Consider the following 14251-nt stretch of genomic DNA (forward strand, 5'->3'; position numbering starts at 1 on the left):
TTTCTATTTCATCTTGAATACACTTTTCCAAATGGTCGCCAGTTCGTCATCAGGTAAGGGTGGACTGGTTCGATTGTTAAAGGTTCGCAATAAGTCCATGCAATTATTGTTATCAATGCCGATTTTTCTCCAATAGTGAAGTATTCGGTTCGTGTCATTGTTTCGGTTGCCTTTTCTTGCGCCTTGGTTGAATAGTTCCCACATTTCAGCGCCATAAGTCCTACTTCCTGTTATAGACTTTGCGCGTGCCTGTGGTCGCTGTATCATTTCAAGTAACCAGTCAGGACAATCGCAAAGACTATCGAAAGTTAAAGGCTCGTTAGTTTCTATATCATTCAAAGGCATGTAATCGCCGTCTGTCCGTTTGCTCGGATATATTGGTGTGAAGTGTGTTTTTATCTCTACGCCGTCCGCTAGTTCGCTGACAATCGGCTGATTAAATAGCTCTTTCGGAACTTTAAAGAAAACGTGCAAGCCGTTGCCTGTGGGTGTCTTTTCAACATAGGTACTTAATATTTCGCCCTCGCTGTTTTCATTCCACAATCGACTAAATACAGCTCTGCCATTCTGTCCGTTTTGGTGCTGGTCTAAGTCAATACAAATCAAACCACTATTTCTAAGATTAATCATAATGTTGCGGTTCGGTATTTCATCAAACCACGCGCTCACTGTGATTTCGTCAAGAGTTCCGCTTGAAGTTCCTTTTATAACAGCTCTCTCGCTTTTACCTGCTGGATAACCAGCGATAACAGAAAAGCCACGACTAATACAGTTTAAGGCTTGTTCTTTTGGTGTCAATCGTCAGTCCTCCTCAAAGAGTTGGTCAATCCAATCAAGTTCTGCAAGGGTGTAGCCGTTGACTGCATTATTAATCGCTATGCCTGTGCGTTGTTTTTTTATGATTCCAGCTCTGCGTTCTTCCTCATTAGTTGGGATAAAATAACCGTTATCAATCGAACCAATGGCGCAACCTTGCTTATGGAGGTACTCAATTCTACTCTGTAAAGTTCTCAAATCAATATCAAGGGCTTGTGCTAAAATCTTGCCTTTAACAGCTCGGTCAACTCCTCTATGTTCAGCAAGAAATTTAATAATATTTTGGTCTATTTTCTGTAAGTCAGTTATCTTCATTGAGATACCCCCAAATTCTAGTAACGGTTTCTAAAAATTGCTCATAGCTTGTTCGCTGTCTAGCTTCGCCAATCAAGGCAAACATTAAGACAGTAATGGCTTCGTTGCTTGTATCGCTGATAAGATACTCTAAATTGTCCTTATTACTTTCATTTTCAAGAACATCAATTGTAATTTTCATGGTTTAGTTTCCTTTATCTGTAATTTCATAACAGCCAGCTCTTTGCCTAGAATTGGCACTTGTTGCGTGCATAAGTTTCTTTTCACTCCGCTGGGTAAGATTATGCCTGTACTTGCTTCAAACTGCTGTATTAAGTCATATTTGACCGCTTGTGCGTTGTGAATAATCTTAAATGGGTGTTTCCCTACTGGTCTAAAACTATTCCGTCCGTACCGTTTTATAGCCGTGTAACCTTGGTGGTGTTCAATCATTTCGCTACCTCATCAAATAAGCTGATTTCTCCGCCCTCTTTTTCGCCCTCAAATCGGACACCGTGCTTATATTTACGAACTTTAAAAGAATAATCAACTGTGCCTGTATTGGCGTTTAATGGGTCTAATTTTTCAATCTGCTTGTCTGTGAGTTCTGTATGATAGGCTTTTAAACTTCGCAACCCTACGCTATCAATACCAGCCACATAAGGGCAAGCTCTAATAATATTTGTCATTTCTTAATCCTTTTTGCCTTGCCTGACAAGTTGCTAAGTATCTATGATGATGAATTTGCATATATCATCGATTAAATAGTAAATAAGTGTGGTTTTGTATCGCGGTTTATAGCGGTTCAAGCCGTGCTTTTCCCAATTATCAAGTGTGCCGTCTGATATATCCATTTCTTTCATGACATCTTGCCTAGAAATATAAGGTAACTTGCGGTCTTTTTTTAGTTCTAATAATTTATTTGCATACTGGTTAAAATCTGTAATCACAGAATCAACTAAACCACGCGCCACAAGGTTCGTTAAGGTGTCGTCATTCACTTCCTGCATCCTTTGGCTTCTCTTTTTTCATAATCAAACTAGCTATTTCATTGATGTCTTCCACTCGTTCACTCATCATAAAAAACGATGTCATTAAAGTATCTTTCAATCTATCCAATTCGTATTCCCTACCTCCTTTTTCGAGTTCGCAAATTCTTTGTACTTCATCAAAAACCATTGTTAGGATTGCTGAAACCTCAGTATTTTTTAAATTAATATCTTCAATCATTTTTTTCTCCTTTTTTAAAAATCTGTAAACTTACTAAATCAGGTTGTTTCTGTCCGAAAGTTTTAGAAAAAGGTAAAGGAGTAACCGCAAAACATTCAGCTTGTCCGTTGATACTAATTGCTAGCGGTGTATTATCGTCATAACGTTCAAGAGAAGTTACAAGCGCTTTTAAATCTGAAATAGTGTTAATTTTCATGCCATGCCTCCATTCTTACGTTTAGAGATAACTTCCAGTACTGCGTACGTTAGTTTATCCTCACTAACTCCTAGCTCATTAGAAAGCTCTATAACATCATCAGCACCGATAATGTCAAACGCTGATAGAACTGTTTCTTTTGATTTTCTACGTTGTCTTTCCTGACGGACACCACGGTTAAAAGCTACGTCATAAAGATATTCATAAGCAAAAACACGCATCCAGTCTTGCCAATTTTCTTTATTTGCTTTGTAATAATCCAGTGAGATAACTCTTTCTTCTACGACGTCCGCCAATAGCCTAAAGCCCTCAGGAGCAAATCCCTTATATTCTGTTTGCTTGATTTCCTGTTTAATACGGTACTTTTCAGCAATTTCGCGCGTGATTTTCATTTTAAAAGGTTTGCCTTTTGGAATATGTAATAACTTGATTAATGGTATCCGTCCGCCTTTGGTATCAAATGAAAGCAGTGTTTCATCATTATGACGATATACTCTTAAATCAAATGTTTTAAATTTCATGCTTTACCCCTTAACCATTTCTACTTGAATGTTATTTTCCAACGTTGTGAAAGTCACTACTGATTGACCGTCAAACAAGCGATAAACGTACTCATTAAGTTGGATAAAGTGGCGTGCTTTGGCTTTTAATAAGTCCATAAGCTCGAAAGCGATTGAATCGTCTAGGATATAAGTTTCTTTGGTTACTGGTTTATTCATGTTGAAAATTCCTCTCATTATGGTAAAATAAGAGCATGAAACCACGTTAGCGCGTGATTCATGCTAAGTTTGAATTAATCGGCTTCTGTGGTGGTTGTCCGATTTTCTTTTGTCAAAAATTCTTTGATTTGGTGTCTGTCAAAACCCAAATCTAGTAAATTAGTAATACTCGATTCATAAGTTTGGAGTAACTGCAGTTCTTCGGGACTGTCAAGCATTTGTTTAAGTTTTGCGTTAGGACGTCCTAGCGCTTTTCTCATGCCTCTAACGCTCTTATATTTACCATTGGTAACAAGAGCTGTAAGCATATCAGCAAAGATAACATGATAGTTTTTCTCAAAGTGAGGACTTTCACTGATGGCAGTCGATAATTCTCGCCGTGTGATAGTGGCTTTTGACATTTCTTTGGCTTTGACTAATTCGCCTTTGAAATAAGCATTCAATACACTACGTGTCCATTCACGGAATTTTTGAGCCGTTTCACTCTTTGGTGCAAGGAAAAGAATTTCTTTGATTCCCTCAAAAGTAAATACTCGAGTATCGTATTGCTTTCCGTCACCGTGTGCCAATTTGGCACTAACTGAAAATTCTCTGTTTTTGAGATACTTATTTTTCTGTACTAGTTTTGTAATACCATATCTAGTTTGATATCCAATACACTGAGCAAGTTGTTCGGTTGTCATGAAAATTTCATGATTATCATTACGCCAAACGTCACAGGTAATACCATTGAATAGCTCTTGATTGACTAATTGTAAGTTCATTTGTCCTCTTTCTAGCACTCACGCGCAAGGAGTATATTCAATGAGTTCTGATAATGAGCAATTAAGATAATCGCAAATCTTTGTTAAAGTGCTTAACTTTACATTTTCTGCTTCTTCATAATAGATTGCTCTGATCGTAGTGCGAGAAATTTTAGTATCTCTTGCAATAGCAACGGCAGTTAGACGGCGTTCTCCCATAATTTTTGATAAATTGTTTTTCATGTTCAAATCTCCTTTATAATTATTGTTTTGATTGACTAGCTGAACAATCAACAAGGATATTGTACAATAAAAAAAGACCAATGTAAACATATAAATGGTCAATTTGACAAAATGGATAGCGTATTGTACAATTAAGTGAACAAAAAGAACTGGAGTGTTATATGATTCGTAATAATTTAGCTGTGTTATTGGCACAAAAACAAATAAAAATATCTAGGATGGCTTTAGATACTGGTCTATCTAGAACTACTTTGACTGCTTTATCTCAAAATGATAGTAAGAGAATTGATAATGATACTTTGAATGTTATTTTAATGTATTTGAAAATAACTCCAAATGAATTTTTTAATTTTGTCAGTTATGATTTTCAAATAGAGATTATTCCAAATGAGTTTGAAATTGAAATACTTGAACATCCAAACTTTAACGAAATAGTAGAAGATATTACGATAAAAAAAGCTATTTTTGATTTTTATATTAAAGTTGAGGATAGAGTAAGTTCGCGAACTCCAATGTATGAGTTTGAAATTAATATTGATAAACAGTTTTCAACTGTCCATTATGAGTCGCATTCGGTTGAAGTTGGATTTAATGACTATGAAGATATAGAAACAATGGATGGGAATTTTATTTTTAATATAAATAGTTCAGAGCAAAATGTTCGTTTATTTAATGATTTTATACTTAGGGAAATTCCAAAAGAGTTTCAAGATGAATTGGCTAATAGAGTGAAAACTAGTCTCAAAGAGACCATAATGGATGAAATAATGAAACAATACCCTAAAATTACCCCTACTTTTTTAGGGGATATCATGGAAAAAGTTGATTTAATAAGTCAAGACGGTGTTTTAAACTTCTTACCTTTTTGAGTCTATCAGTGCCCTTTAGGTATTAATTTTGAAAATAGACTTCTACGGCTATCATCACAACGCTTATGACGAAGCGTGTGCGTTGCTGTATGAGCTATGCTGGTTTGAGTTGGTGGGGTAAAAAAGGAGAAAACATGAAACTATCGGACTACTTAAAGAATATTGATCACCTAGATGAAAAAATGGAAAAGGCTGTAATTATAGCTGGGTATGAGAGAATGCTTGGAGAACACTACAGACTACCACAAGAACAGTTTGCTGACCTGATGGAATTGCCTTTACCAAAATTAAGAAGAGTTATTCATGAATTGAAAAAAGCAATAGATTAGAACTTTAATAGTGCTAAAGTCTATATAGCTGTGAATCTCAACATTTCTTAACATATCTCTAAAGGTTCAATAAGTAACAATCTAACCAGCTTGACATAAAACTACGCTGATTTTAGTAGTATGAGTAAAAAGTTATGAGAAAAAAACAAAAAATATTTATAACGGCATTAATAGCCCTTATTTGTGTGGCATTCATTCCTCATGCCCATGCTACTGCAGGAGGTTTCCACGGAGGAGGGTTTGGCATTGGATTTCACGGAAGTGGGAGTGGGCATGTTTATAATAGTAACTATTCATCATCAAGTACAAACGGATCCATGTTAACCAAAATAATTCTAGCAATAGTCTTTGTTAGTATTACAGCTATCCTAGCTACCTTTGCTATTGTTAAATCTCCGAAAGAATATTGTCAAGGGATTGATATTGATGATTCTGAAATTTCGGATAAAATAAAGAGGCAATTTTTAGATATTCAGAACGCTTGGAATGTACAAGATATCTCTAGAGCTTCAAATTTATATAGCGAGAGACTTTATAAAAAGCACAACCAAATTTTATTACAATACTCAGATAAACGAATAGTAAACTATACAAAGAATATTGAAATTGAGGGACTGAGTCATCATCGCTGGAAGCAAACTAATAAATTTGAAGTAGATATATACTTTAAAGCCATTGATTATGTGATTGATAAAGATACTCAACAAATATTAAAGGGGAGTTCAAATAGCCAGCAAAGATTTAGGCAGCGCTGGACTTTCATAGTTCAAGAAGACGGATTGTTAGTTGATAAAATTAAGGAGTTCAGAGTTTATTAAAGGTTTAAAAAGTAACTAATGCACTAATGCTTGTATTATAGGCGATATGCTGAATCCATAAATGCTCAAACCTTTAGTATTATTTAGTACTTGTAACGTCAAAGATGACACTACAAAAGTTATAAAACACGCGAAAGCCAAGGAATAACAAAGGTTGACGGATATAATGAAACAGTTGAAAACAACTGTATTTGTTAGTTTTTGTCAAGTAGAAAAGGAGATGAAATGAAAGTAAAAATGCTACATTCTTGGTGGAGTGATAAAAGATTAGAGAATTATATCAATGATTTTTTAGACGAGTTGGAACATGAGGGATTTGAAGTAGTAGAGATTCAATACAGACCAACTATTTGGGGCTATTTTGCTACGGTTGTATATCAATAAGGTATAACTGTTTTTCAGATAAACCAATGCTTAGAAATGCTAAGGTTCAAAACTATATAACAAGTCCTAAATTTTAGGAACGCAAAATAAAAAGCGCTTGGGCGCGTGAAAGGAAAATATATCACAAATGATAGAACCTGATCAAATTTTACAGGAAACAGTAAAACTTGAATTTAAAAAAGCTAAAAATAGCTTACCTGACGATATATGGCCCACCTATAGTGCATTTGCAAACACGATGGGTGGAACGATTATTTTAGGAGTTGAAGAGAAGCCCAAAAATAAATTTAGCATTACTGGTGTAGAAAATCCTGCCAAAATTGTAGATGATTTTTGGAATACTGTCACTTCTGCTGAAAAAGTGAGTTGCAATATTCTTTCGGATAGTAATGTTATTGTAGATGATATCAGGGGAAAAACAGTAATAATTATTGAAGTACCTGAAGCAGATTATGGCCAAAAACCAATTTTAGTTAAAACACAAAACCGTAAGCAAATGACAGCTTATAAAAGGCTAGGGACAGCAGATAAGATTGCTACTCCGGAACAAATTGTCTACATGTACGCAAATAATAAAACGGATATGGACAGTACAGTCATTGATGGCTATGATATTGATGACCTTAATCTTTCTGACATCCGAGACTACAAAGCTGAGGTTTTAAACATTACCAAGCAAGATCGTTATCGTGAGATTTCTGATGAAGAGTTTTTAAAAGAAATTGGTGCGTTTAAAAGAAAACGTCCCTTTAAAGATTATGGACTGACTATTGGTGGATTGCTATTTTTTGGAAAATATCAATCTATACGTGACTATTATCCTGCTTTTCAACTTGATTACTTCAAGAAAGATACTAATCTAAATCCTGATTGGCAAGACCGTATTTCATCAGGAGATATGAGTTATCCTGAAATGAATGTTTATTCTTTTTATAACTTAGCTTTAAAGAAAATGACTGACAATATCACAGAAGCTTTTGTTTTAGATGAAAATGCAAGAAGAAAACCTTATCGTAGCGATTTGACAGTAGCAATTCGGGAGTCTTTGGTAAATATGTTAATGCACGCTTATTATGGTGCAGACGTTCCATTGAAAGTTATAGAGACTCCGGACTATATTGAATTCTACAATCCAGGAGATATGCGAATTTCAAGGGAAGAATTTATTATCGGAGGAACATCTAAGCAACGTAATAGTACGGTTTCGGTATTGTTTAGGAAAGTTGGTATTGCTGAAAAAGCGGGTTCTGGAGGCCCTCGGATATTTGATATTGTTAATCAGTATAGTTTAAAAATGCCTGATATTACTTCGACAGATATTGATACAACAATACGAATTTGGAAAACAAATTTCTTGTCTACCTTAGAAAATTTGGAAGAAAAAGAACAGCAAGTTATTGAATATATAGTGGCGACAGGGAAAATTTCTAAAGGTGAGGCACTTGGTGAGTTGCAATTAACAGAGTATGCTTACACAAAAGCGATAAAGTCATTATTGAGCCAAGAAATAATTTCTAAGCGTGGTAATAATAAAAGTACGCACTATGTTTTAAAAACAAATACTGAAGCTTCTACTTTTAGTGACCAAAAGTTTTTGAAAGAATTAGAAGATATGTTACGAAAAAAAGCGAAAAGATAAAAATGCGCGTGGTATTGCGCGTGATATTGCGCGTGATATTTTGAGGTCAAATTATAACAAAATCTTCTAGAGCTCGTTGTTATCAATGTTTTATCTTTAAAAATACGCGTGATATTGCGCGTGATATTTGTAAATCTATGTGTTTCCAGTCACTAAAAACTGGTAGGAGTAATTTATGAAAAATAAAAGTAAAAAATGGTGGTTTTGGGTTCTAGCTGTTTTACTGTTTCCTTTCTTATGCCTTTATGGCATTTATCGTTTAGTTATAAATTATAGAAAGACAGGTCGAAAAGTTTGGCTAGTCGGAGTTGTCCCACTTGCGTTAGTTTCATTGTTTGGATTTGTAGTTTATGCTGGAGCATTTAGTGGGCCGAATTCTGATAATAAAACTGAAACAGCTATATCTAGCTATTCCTCTAGTTTTTCTAGCAGTTCAGTATCCACAAGCACTAAGCCTGCGAAATCTATAAGTAAGAGTACTACGAGTTCTTCCAGTTCTAAAGTAGCTAAAAAAGTAGTTGCTAGTTCATCAAGCAGTTCTACTGCAGCTATTACAACGGATATTTTAAACAAATTAAACGAGTACACTAATGCCAAGTCTGCAGGTCCTACTGGTAATTATTACTGGGAAAATGGTTCAGCAAAACTTTCGGGCTTTGAAAATTTGAAAGCAGGAGAGTATAGTTTTAATGCTGATGATAAAGGGCGTTCAGGAGTAGCACGCGCGATTTTAACATATTCACAGTTTGAAGCCTCAAAAGGTTCGAGACAAGGACAACCTTTAGACCCTCCAGCTTGGCCATCAAGCAATCCAAAAATCGCAATCACGTTCTCACTGACAGGAAGAACCTATCATGGTTATTTATACAATAGAAGTCATTCAATTGCTGACAGTCTCTTAGGAGAAGGCTCTTATACTTCACAATATAACTTCACTACTGGTACGCGTAGTCAAAACGTTGGAGCAAATCAAAATGGAGGAATGAGGTATGCGGAAGAATTAGCAGAAGATTTTTGGAAGGCTAATCCAAATACAAGTGCAACTATAAATTATCAGACAACTCCTGTTTATAATGCCAATGAAACTATACCTCGTGGCTCAATTGTAGACATCAAGTCTTCAGATAGTACTCTAAATATAGAAGTGATCGTTATTAATAGTGCAGAGGGCTTAGAAATTGACTATGCCTCAGGAAATCCGATCTCTTCAACAACTCAACCAGTACAGTCAGAAGCGCCTAAAGTAAGTTCATCTCAAGCAGTAGAACAAGCGCCAGTAGTTACAGAGCCTTCATCTCAAACAGTAGCTAATGATAACTCCTACACAACTGAGGGCGGGTGGTCTATCGCAGCTCCTGGCATGGTGTTTGTTTCTGACAGCAATAAATACTATTCTTCAGTAACTAATCCAGCCAATTACCGATATATGACTCAGGCAGAGGCATCTAGTATTGCACAGCCAGCGACACGAGGTAATCAGTACGCTAGACCTTAGAAAAATAAAAAGCGCCAAAATCTCATTTTATTTATATGTTTTTAGTTTCACTTTTTTCGGAAACCAATAATAGGATATGAACATTTTTGTACAAATCTCTATAGGTCCACTCTGAAATATCATATTTTGTGACCGACAAAGATGTCGGTAGCAAACTCACAAACCGCATAACAGCTTTCATAAGTAAATTTTTCATGCTTTTTTACTTAACCCCAATACGTGCAAACCTGAACCACGTTAAAAGCTGAATGCCATTCTGTCAGTAGTTTATCCAACAATTCCCTCTATTAAGCTGTTTATCTCTCGCTTTCTATCGATATACTCTTTTATAGTTGTTACCTTGTTACTTTGTTGTTACTCTTAATATAGAGAAAGGTAACAGCTTAAAGTGTTGATATATATAGCTTTATAATACTTTGTTACTCTTGTTACCGTAAAATATACTATATCAGTAGAGAATTTAATAACTCTATAAACTAATAAACCAGTTAACTAATTAATCGTATAAGCTCTAATAACAATATTTCTCAATCCTCGTACATGCCTTGCCTGACATTAGTACAAAAATGGAAAGGAAGAAAATATGAATATTAAAGAATATATAAAAAAAGACGGTACAAAAATGTACCGCACTAACGTTTATTTGGGTGTGGATAATCTCACAGGTAAGCAAGTACGAACAAGTGTAACTGCTAAAAGTAAAAAGATGTGTGAAACTAAAGCACGCCAAGCTATAAATAAGTTTATCAATAATGGGTCTACAATTGCAAGGGAAAAAGTGGTTTTTGATAACTTTGAATCCTTGGCTTTGAGTTGGTTTGAGAGTTATAAGCTGACAGTTAAGGAAAATAGTATAAGTGTTGCTGATAATTACTTACGTAATTATATACTGCCTCCTATTGGCTCGTACAAGCTCTCTAAGATAACGCCAATGTTATTGCAGGAACTTGTCAATAAATGGGCTAATAACGCAAATACAGCCGAAATAATCAACGGTAAACGTGAAAAGGGGAAGTGCAAAGATTATAAATTACTGCTTAACTTTATAAAACGTATCCTTGATTATGGTATGCAATTGGGAGCTATCGAGGACAATCCAGCTATAAAGGTTTTTCCTCCAAAACTTAAAACAAGGACAGTCAAAAAGATTAAATATTTTGATAATGAGGAGCTAAAACAATTCTTGTCGTATCTTAATACGTTAGAGCCTAACACAGATAATCGAAAAAGCAAGACATTATACAAACTACTTCTTGCAACTGGTTTACGTGTTGGGGAAGCTATGGCTCTTTCTTGGTCAGATATTGATTTTAACAACCATTATCTCAATGTGTCTAAAACTCTGATACAACAAAGCAATATGATACAGGATAGCGCAAAGACAAAAGAGAGTAATCGTTCTGTGTTTTTGGATAACGACACTCTTGAAAGTTTAAAAGAATGGCGGAAATATCAAAATGACGGTGCTATATCTTTGCATGATTCTTTAGTCTTCTCATATCATCAAAAAATGAGGTCTTATGAAATAGAGAGACAGAAATTAGTGAGACACTTCAAAAATGCTGGAGTACCTAACATTGGCTTTCACGGTTTTCGTCATACTCACGCTAGTCTTTTAATGAACAACGATGTTAACCCTAAAGAGATACAAAGACGATTAGGACATGCAGATTATGCTATCACAATGAATACATATAGCCACCTTGCCAAAAGTAAAGAAAAAGAGACCGCTGAAAAGTTCAGCAGTATCTTAAAAGCATTATGATTTTTTGGTCGAACGTAGTAAAAAGCGTTAAAATTTGTGTTTATAATCTCTACAACCCTTATATACCAAGGATTAAAGCTCTATATTTTAACATAGTTCTATTCTAGCATAATCACTTTCATTCTTTTTATTCAAAATAATTCTTGTAATTTTTTTAAGTTAAACAAGATAATCATGTTATAATATTTTTAGTAGATGAAAGGAAGAAATTATGATTATCCGAGAACTTTGCATTGAAAACTTTACCAAAATTCCTCAAGCGCTACAAGCCGGCATTGAGAGAATTGAACTTTGCGACAACCTCGCGGTTGGAGGAACCACACCTTCTTATGGTGTCATTGAAGAAGCTGCTAAGTATGTTGCCGAAAGTAAGACAACTCTTGCTGTCATGATTCGTCCTCGCGGTGGTAATTTTGTTTATAATTCTCATGAACTTAAAATTATTGAAACTGACACACTTAAAGCTGTTGAAGCTGGTGCCCAAAACATTGTATTTGGTGCCCTTACTCCTGACAATGAAATAGATACTGACGCACTTGAAACAGTGAGTATTGCCACACAAGGGCTACCAATCACTTTTCATATGGCTTTTGATGAAGTAGCTGATCAAGAAAAAGCAATTGACCAACTTGTCGAATTTGGTGTAGATAAAATTTTGACGCACGGTGGACCGCTTGACCAACCCTTAAATACTGACAAACTTAAAAGTCTCATTGAATATGCTAAGGGAAAAATTAACATTATTATTGGTGGGGGTGTCAATTCTGAAAACTTTGAAAACCTCGCTCAATTAACCGGAACAAATTATGTTCATGGCACAAAAATTATCAAATTATAAGAAAAAGTTACTGACAGACATTCTGTCAGAGGATAGCCGTTGGCACTTTAGTGCTTACGGATATGCTCGAATGTTTATCAGTAACTTTTTATTTATTTTTAAGTCGGAATCTAACATAAAATTTTGTCAGTAAAAAGTTCGTAAGTAATATAATCAAACTCAAGAAAAATGGTCGAACAAAAATTAATGACAGAATCAGTTCAACAATTGTCACAAACATCATCACTCTAAAAATAAGCACCCGCAAGCCAGCTGTTTTAGCCGGCTTTTTCAGTGGATAAATTCTTGTTAAAAGTTGATAATCAAATGCCGTTCGTAATGATAAAAGTTGAAAAATAAGCAAATAGTTAAATACAACCACCATAATAATGGCAACAATTCCATTTTTCACAAAAATCATCGCTAAAATTGACAAAATAAGTAAACGAATGGTTAAACCAAGATAATCTCCTGAGCGTAAAAAGCTTCTCGTAAATAGATACTCATAAGTTCTTTTTGTTTTCGTCAGTAGAAAATCAAGATATTTCCGACGATGACTGTGTGATTTAAGTCCTTTAACATTTGTAAATAATGAGAATAATCTTAAAGTCCCAGTTTTTCGTCTTTCTTCTGAGTCAATCACAACTTGCCAGTCCAAAAGTCCACTTTTTTGAGAAGAGCGAATTTGGTAAAATAGCCAAGCCCCTTTAATAGCAACAAGTAAGACGAACCAAAGCCCCAAGAAAATAGGATTAAATCTTAATAATGGAGCAGCAATCAAAACCAAAAGTGCTGACACAACTGCTGGAATAATCAAAGAGCGGATTAAACATTTTACTAAATATGCCCGAACTTCCATTTCTTTTGTCAGTAAAAAAACTTTATCTGGACTTTCAATAAATGTTGCCAAACGTCCCAAAATTTGACTAGCCAAACTGACCAAAATAACTAAAATGATTTTGCCCCATAAATTCAGCTGATGAATTTGTAGAAAGTTAATGTACTGAACCACCAAAGCTCCTAATAAAATCATCAAGAACAAAACAAAATGGTCATTAAAAACATAACGAAGATATTTTATATTTTGCTTATACCAAAAGTTACGTCGTTTTTTAAAAATTTCATTCATTTGACTTTCCTGCCTCTACAACTTCTTTAGAGTTTGGAATATTTCCTTTTGTTAAAGCAAGATAAATTTCATCTAAACTTGCCTTAGGTTTATTAAATTGACTCCGTAATTCTTCTACCGTTCCAAAAGCAACAACTTGACCTTCATGTAAAACAATAAATTTATCACAGAATTTTTCAGCTGTGGACAAGATATGTGTACTCATCAAAATTGAACTTCCTGATTTTTTCATGTCAATCATCAAGTCAATCAAGTCCTGAATGGCAAGTGGGTCAAGTCCCATAAAAGGTTCATCAACAATATAGAGCGAAGGTTCCACTAAGAATGCGCAGATAATCATCACTTTTTGTTTCATCCCTTTTGAAAAATTCACAGGGAACCAATCTAATTTATCACTCAAGCGGAAAGTTTCTAATAATTTTTCAGCACGTTCAAAAGCCAAATCAACAGAAATTCCGTAAGCTAAAGCTGTCACTTCAACATGTTCCCGCAAAGTCAATTCTTCATACAAACTTGGTGTTTCTGGAATGAAACCAATTTTTCTACGATAGCCTTCTAAATCTTGTTGTAAAGTTAAGCCATCCAATTCAATTTGTCCAGAATAAGGAGTCAAAAGTCCAATAATTTCTTGAATTGTTGTTGATTTTCCTGCCCCATTTAAACCAATGAGTCCAACCAGCTCACCTTCTTTAATTTCAAAATTGAGATCTTTTAAGACAGGATGTCCTAAATAGCCGCCTGTTAGATTTGTTACTTTTAACATGT

Annotated in this window: 22 protein-coding genes; 8 read left to right on the forward strand and 14 right to left on the reverse strand. The window is 34.9% G+C overall.

Annotation, left to right across the window (positions count from 1 at the left end):
- Nucleotides 1-3: 3 nt before the first annotated feature.
- The 12 genes from QJV49_RS05735 to QJV49_RS05790 all read right to left on the reverse strand — a co-directional run bounded on the left by QJV49_RS05735 (nucleotide 4) and on the right by QJV49_RS05790 (nucleotide 4241).
- A complete protein-coding gene (locus QJV49_RS05735) occupies nucleotides 4-798 on the reverse strand; it encodes a bifunctional DNA primase/polymerase (protein ID WP_225512777.1) in 795 nt (264 codons plus the stop codon).
- 3 nt (nucleotides 799-801) lie between these two features.
- Entirely contained in the window at nucleotides 802-1131 is a 330-nt protein-coding gene (locus QJV49_RS05740) for a hypothetical protein (RefSeq protein ID WP_225512776.1), read from the reverse strand.
- Complete coding sequence (locus tag QJV49_RS05745) at nucleotides 1118-1312, reverse strand: hypothetical protein (protein WP_225512775.1); 195 nt, start codon at nucleotides 1310-1312, stop codon at nucleotides 1118-1120. Before QJV49_RS05745 ends, QJV49_RS05740 begins: the two co-directional genes overlap by 14 nt.
- The gene (locus tag QJV49_RS05750) at nucleotides 1309-1563 is read right to left on the reverse strand and encodes a hypothetical protein (protein WP_225512774.1); all 255 of its coding nucleotides are present in this window, start codon (nucleotides 1561-1563) and stop codon (nucleotides 1309-1311) included. Before QJV49_RS05750 ends, QJV49_RS05745 begins: the two co-directional genes overlap by 4 nt.
- Nucleotides 1560-1799, reverse strand: coding sequence for a hypothetical protein (locus QJV49_RS05755; protein ID WP_114693310.1), 240 nt, complete (start codon nucleotides 1797-1799; stop codon nucleotides 1560-1562). Before QJV49_RS05755 ends, QJV49_RS05750 begins: the two co-directional genes overlap by 4 nt.
- A gap of 33 nt (nucleotides 1800-1832) precedes the next feature.
- Nucleotides 1833-2111 (reverse strand): hypothetical protein, encoded by a 279-nt coding sequence (locus tag QJV49_RS05760; RefSeq protein ID WP_031559294.1) that lies wholly within the window; start codon nucleotides 2109-2111, stop codon nucleotides 1833-1835.
- Entirely contained in the window at nucleotides 2104-2340 is a 237-nt protein-coding gene (locus tag QJV49_RS05765) for a hypothetical protein (RefSeq protein ID WP_225513230.1), read from the reverse strand. The genes QJV49_RS05760 and QJV49_RS05765 overlap by 8 nt, the downstream gene beginning before the upstream one ends.
- Nucleotides 2333-2536, reverse strand: coding sequence for a hypothetical protein (locus tag QJV49_RS05770; RefSeq protein WP_225513228.1), 204 nt, complete (start codon nucleotides 2534-2536; stop codon nucleotides 2333-2335). Before QJV49_RS05770 ends, QJV49_RS05765 begins: the two co-directional genes overlap by 8 nt.
- Nucleotides 2533-3057: a hypothetical protein gene (locus QJV49_RS05775; RefSeq protein WP_225513226.1), complete on the reverse strand. Its 525-nt coding sequence runs from the start codon at nucleotides 3055-3057 to the stop codon at nucleotides 2533-2535. The genes QJV49_RS05770 and QJV49_RS05775 overlap by 4 nt, the downstream gene beginning before the upstream one ends.
- Before the next feature lie 3 nt (nucleotides 3058-3060).
- Nucleotides 3061-3255: a DUF1655 domain-containing protein gene (locus QJV49_RS05780; protein ID WP_281449170.1), complete on the reverse strand. Its 195-nt coding sequence runs from the start codon at nucleotides 3253-3255 to the stop codon at nucleotides 3061-3063.
- Between the two features lie 74 nt (nucleotides 3256-3329).
- Nucleotides 3330-4019, reverse strand: a complete 690-nt coding sequence (locus QJV49_RS05785; protein WP_281449171.1) for a Bro-N domain-containing protein — start codon at nucleotides 4017-4019, stop codon at nucleotides 3330-3332.
- Nucleotides 4020-4037: 18 nt separating this feature from the next.
- A complete protein-coding gene (locus QJV49_RS05790) occupies nucleotides 4038-4241 on the reverse strand; it encodes a helix-turn-helix transcriptional regulator (protein ID WP_153915222.1) in 204 nt (67 codons plus the stop codon).
- A 161-nt stretch (nucleotides 4242-4402) separates the two neighbouring features.
- On the opposite strand from QJV49_RS05790, the gene QJV49_RS05795 reads away from it, so the two are divergent.
- The 8 genes from QJV49_RS05795 to QJV49_RS05830 all read left to right on the forward strand — a co-directional run bounded on the left by QJV49_RS05795 (nucleotide 4403) and on the right by QJV49_RS05830 (nucleotide 12378).
- A complete protein-coding gene (locus tag QJV49_RS05795; RefSeq protein WP_225512579.1) occupies nucleotides 4403-5110 on the forward strand; it encodes a helix-turn-helix transcriptional regulator in 708 nt (235 codons plus the stop codon).
- Between the two features lie 134 nt (nucleotides 5111-5244).
- A complete protein-coding gene (locus QJV49_RS05800; RefSeq protein WP_225512578.1) occupies nucleotides 5245-5439 on the forward strand; it encodes a hypothetical protein in 195 nt (64 codons plus the stop codon).
- 134 nt (nucleotides 5440-5573) lie between these two features.
- Nucleotides 5574-6257, forward strand: coding sequence for a TIM44-like domain-containing protein (locus QJV49_RS05805; protein ID WP_225512577.1), 684 nt, complete (start codon nucleotides 5574-5576; stop codon nucleotides 6255-6257).
- A gap of 225 nt (nucleotides 6258-6482) precedes the next feature.
- A complete protein-coding gene (locus tag QJV49_RS05810) occupies nucleotides 6483-6641 on the forward strand; it encodes a hypothetical protein (RefSeq protein WP_225512576.1) in 159 nt (52 codons plus the stop codon).
- 127 nt (nucleotides 6642-6768) lie between these two features.
- Nucleotides 6769-8280 carry an RNA-binding domain-containing protein gene (locus QJV49_RS05815; protein WP_225512575.1) on the forward strand — a complete coding sequence of 504 codons (1512 nt, stop codon included), beginning with the start codon at nucleotides 6769-6771 and terminating at the stop codon, nucleotides 8278-8280.
- A gap of 175 nt (nucleotides 8281-8455) precedes the next feature.
- Nucleotides 8456-9775, forward strand: a complete 1320-nt coding sequence (locus QJV49_RS05820) for a DNA/RNA non-specific endonuclease (protein WP_225512574.1) — start codon at nucleotides 8456-8458, stop codon at nucleotides 9773-9775.
- Nucleotides 9776-10358: 583 nt separating this feature from the next.
- Nucleotides 10359-11540 carry a site-specific integrase gene (locus QJV49_RS05825; RefSeq protein ID WP_225512573.1) on the forward strand — a complete coding sequence of 394 codons (1182 nt, stop codon included), beginning with the start codon at nucleotides 10359-10361 and terminating at the stop codon, nucleotides 11538-11540.
- A gap of 211 nt (nucleotides 11541-11751) precedes the next feature.
- A complete protein-coding gene (locus tag QJV49_RS05830; protein ID WP_225512572.1) occupies nucleotides 11752-12378 on the forward strand; it encodes a copper homeostasis protein CutC in 627 nt (208 codons plus the stop codon).
- Nucleotides 12379-12466: 88 nt separating this feature from the next.
- On the opposite strand, the gene QJV49_RS05835 is transcribed toward QJV49_RS05830, so the two are convergent.
- Both QJV49_RS05835 and QJV49_RS05840 read right to left on the reverse strand, forming a co-directional pair.
- Nucleotides 12467-13486 carry an ABC transporter permease gene (locus tag QJV49_RS05835; RefSeq protein WP_225512571.1) on the reverse strand — a complete coding sequence of 340 codons (1020 nt, stop codon included), beginning with the start codon at nucleotides 13484-13486 and terminating at the stop codon, nucleotides 12467-12469.
- On the reverse strand, nucleotides 13479-14249 hold the full coding sequence (locus QJV49_RS05840; RefSeq protein WP_225512570.1) for an ABC transporter ATP-binding protein: 771 nt from the start codon (nucleotides 14247-14249) through the stop codon (nucleotides 13479-13481). Before QJV49_RS05840 ends, QJV49_RS05835 begins: the two co-directional genes overlap by 8 nt.
- Nucleotides 14250-14251: the final 2 nt, after the last annotated feature.

Origin of the sequence: Lactococcus sp. NH2-7C (assembly GCF_029953655.1) — a bacterium.
GTDB lineage: Bacteria > Bacillota > Bacilli > Lactobacillales > Streptococcaceae > Lactococcus > Lactococcus lactis.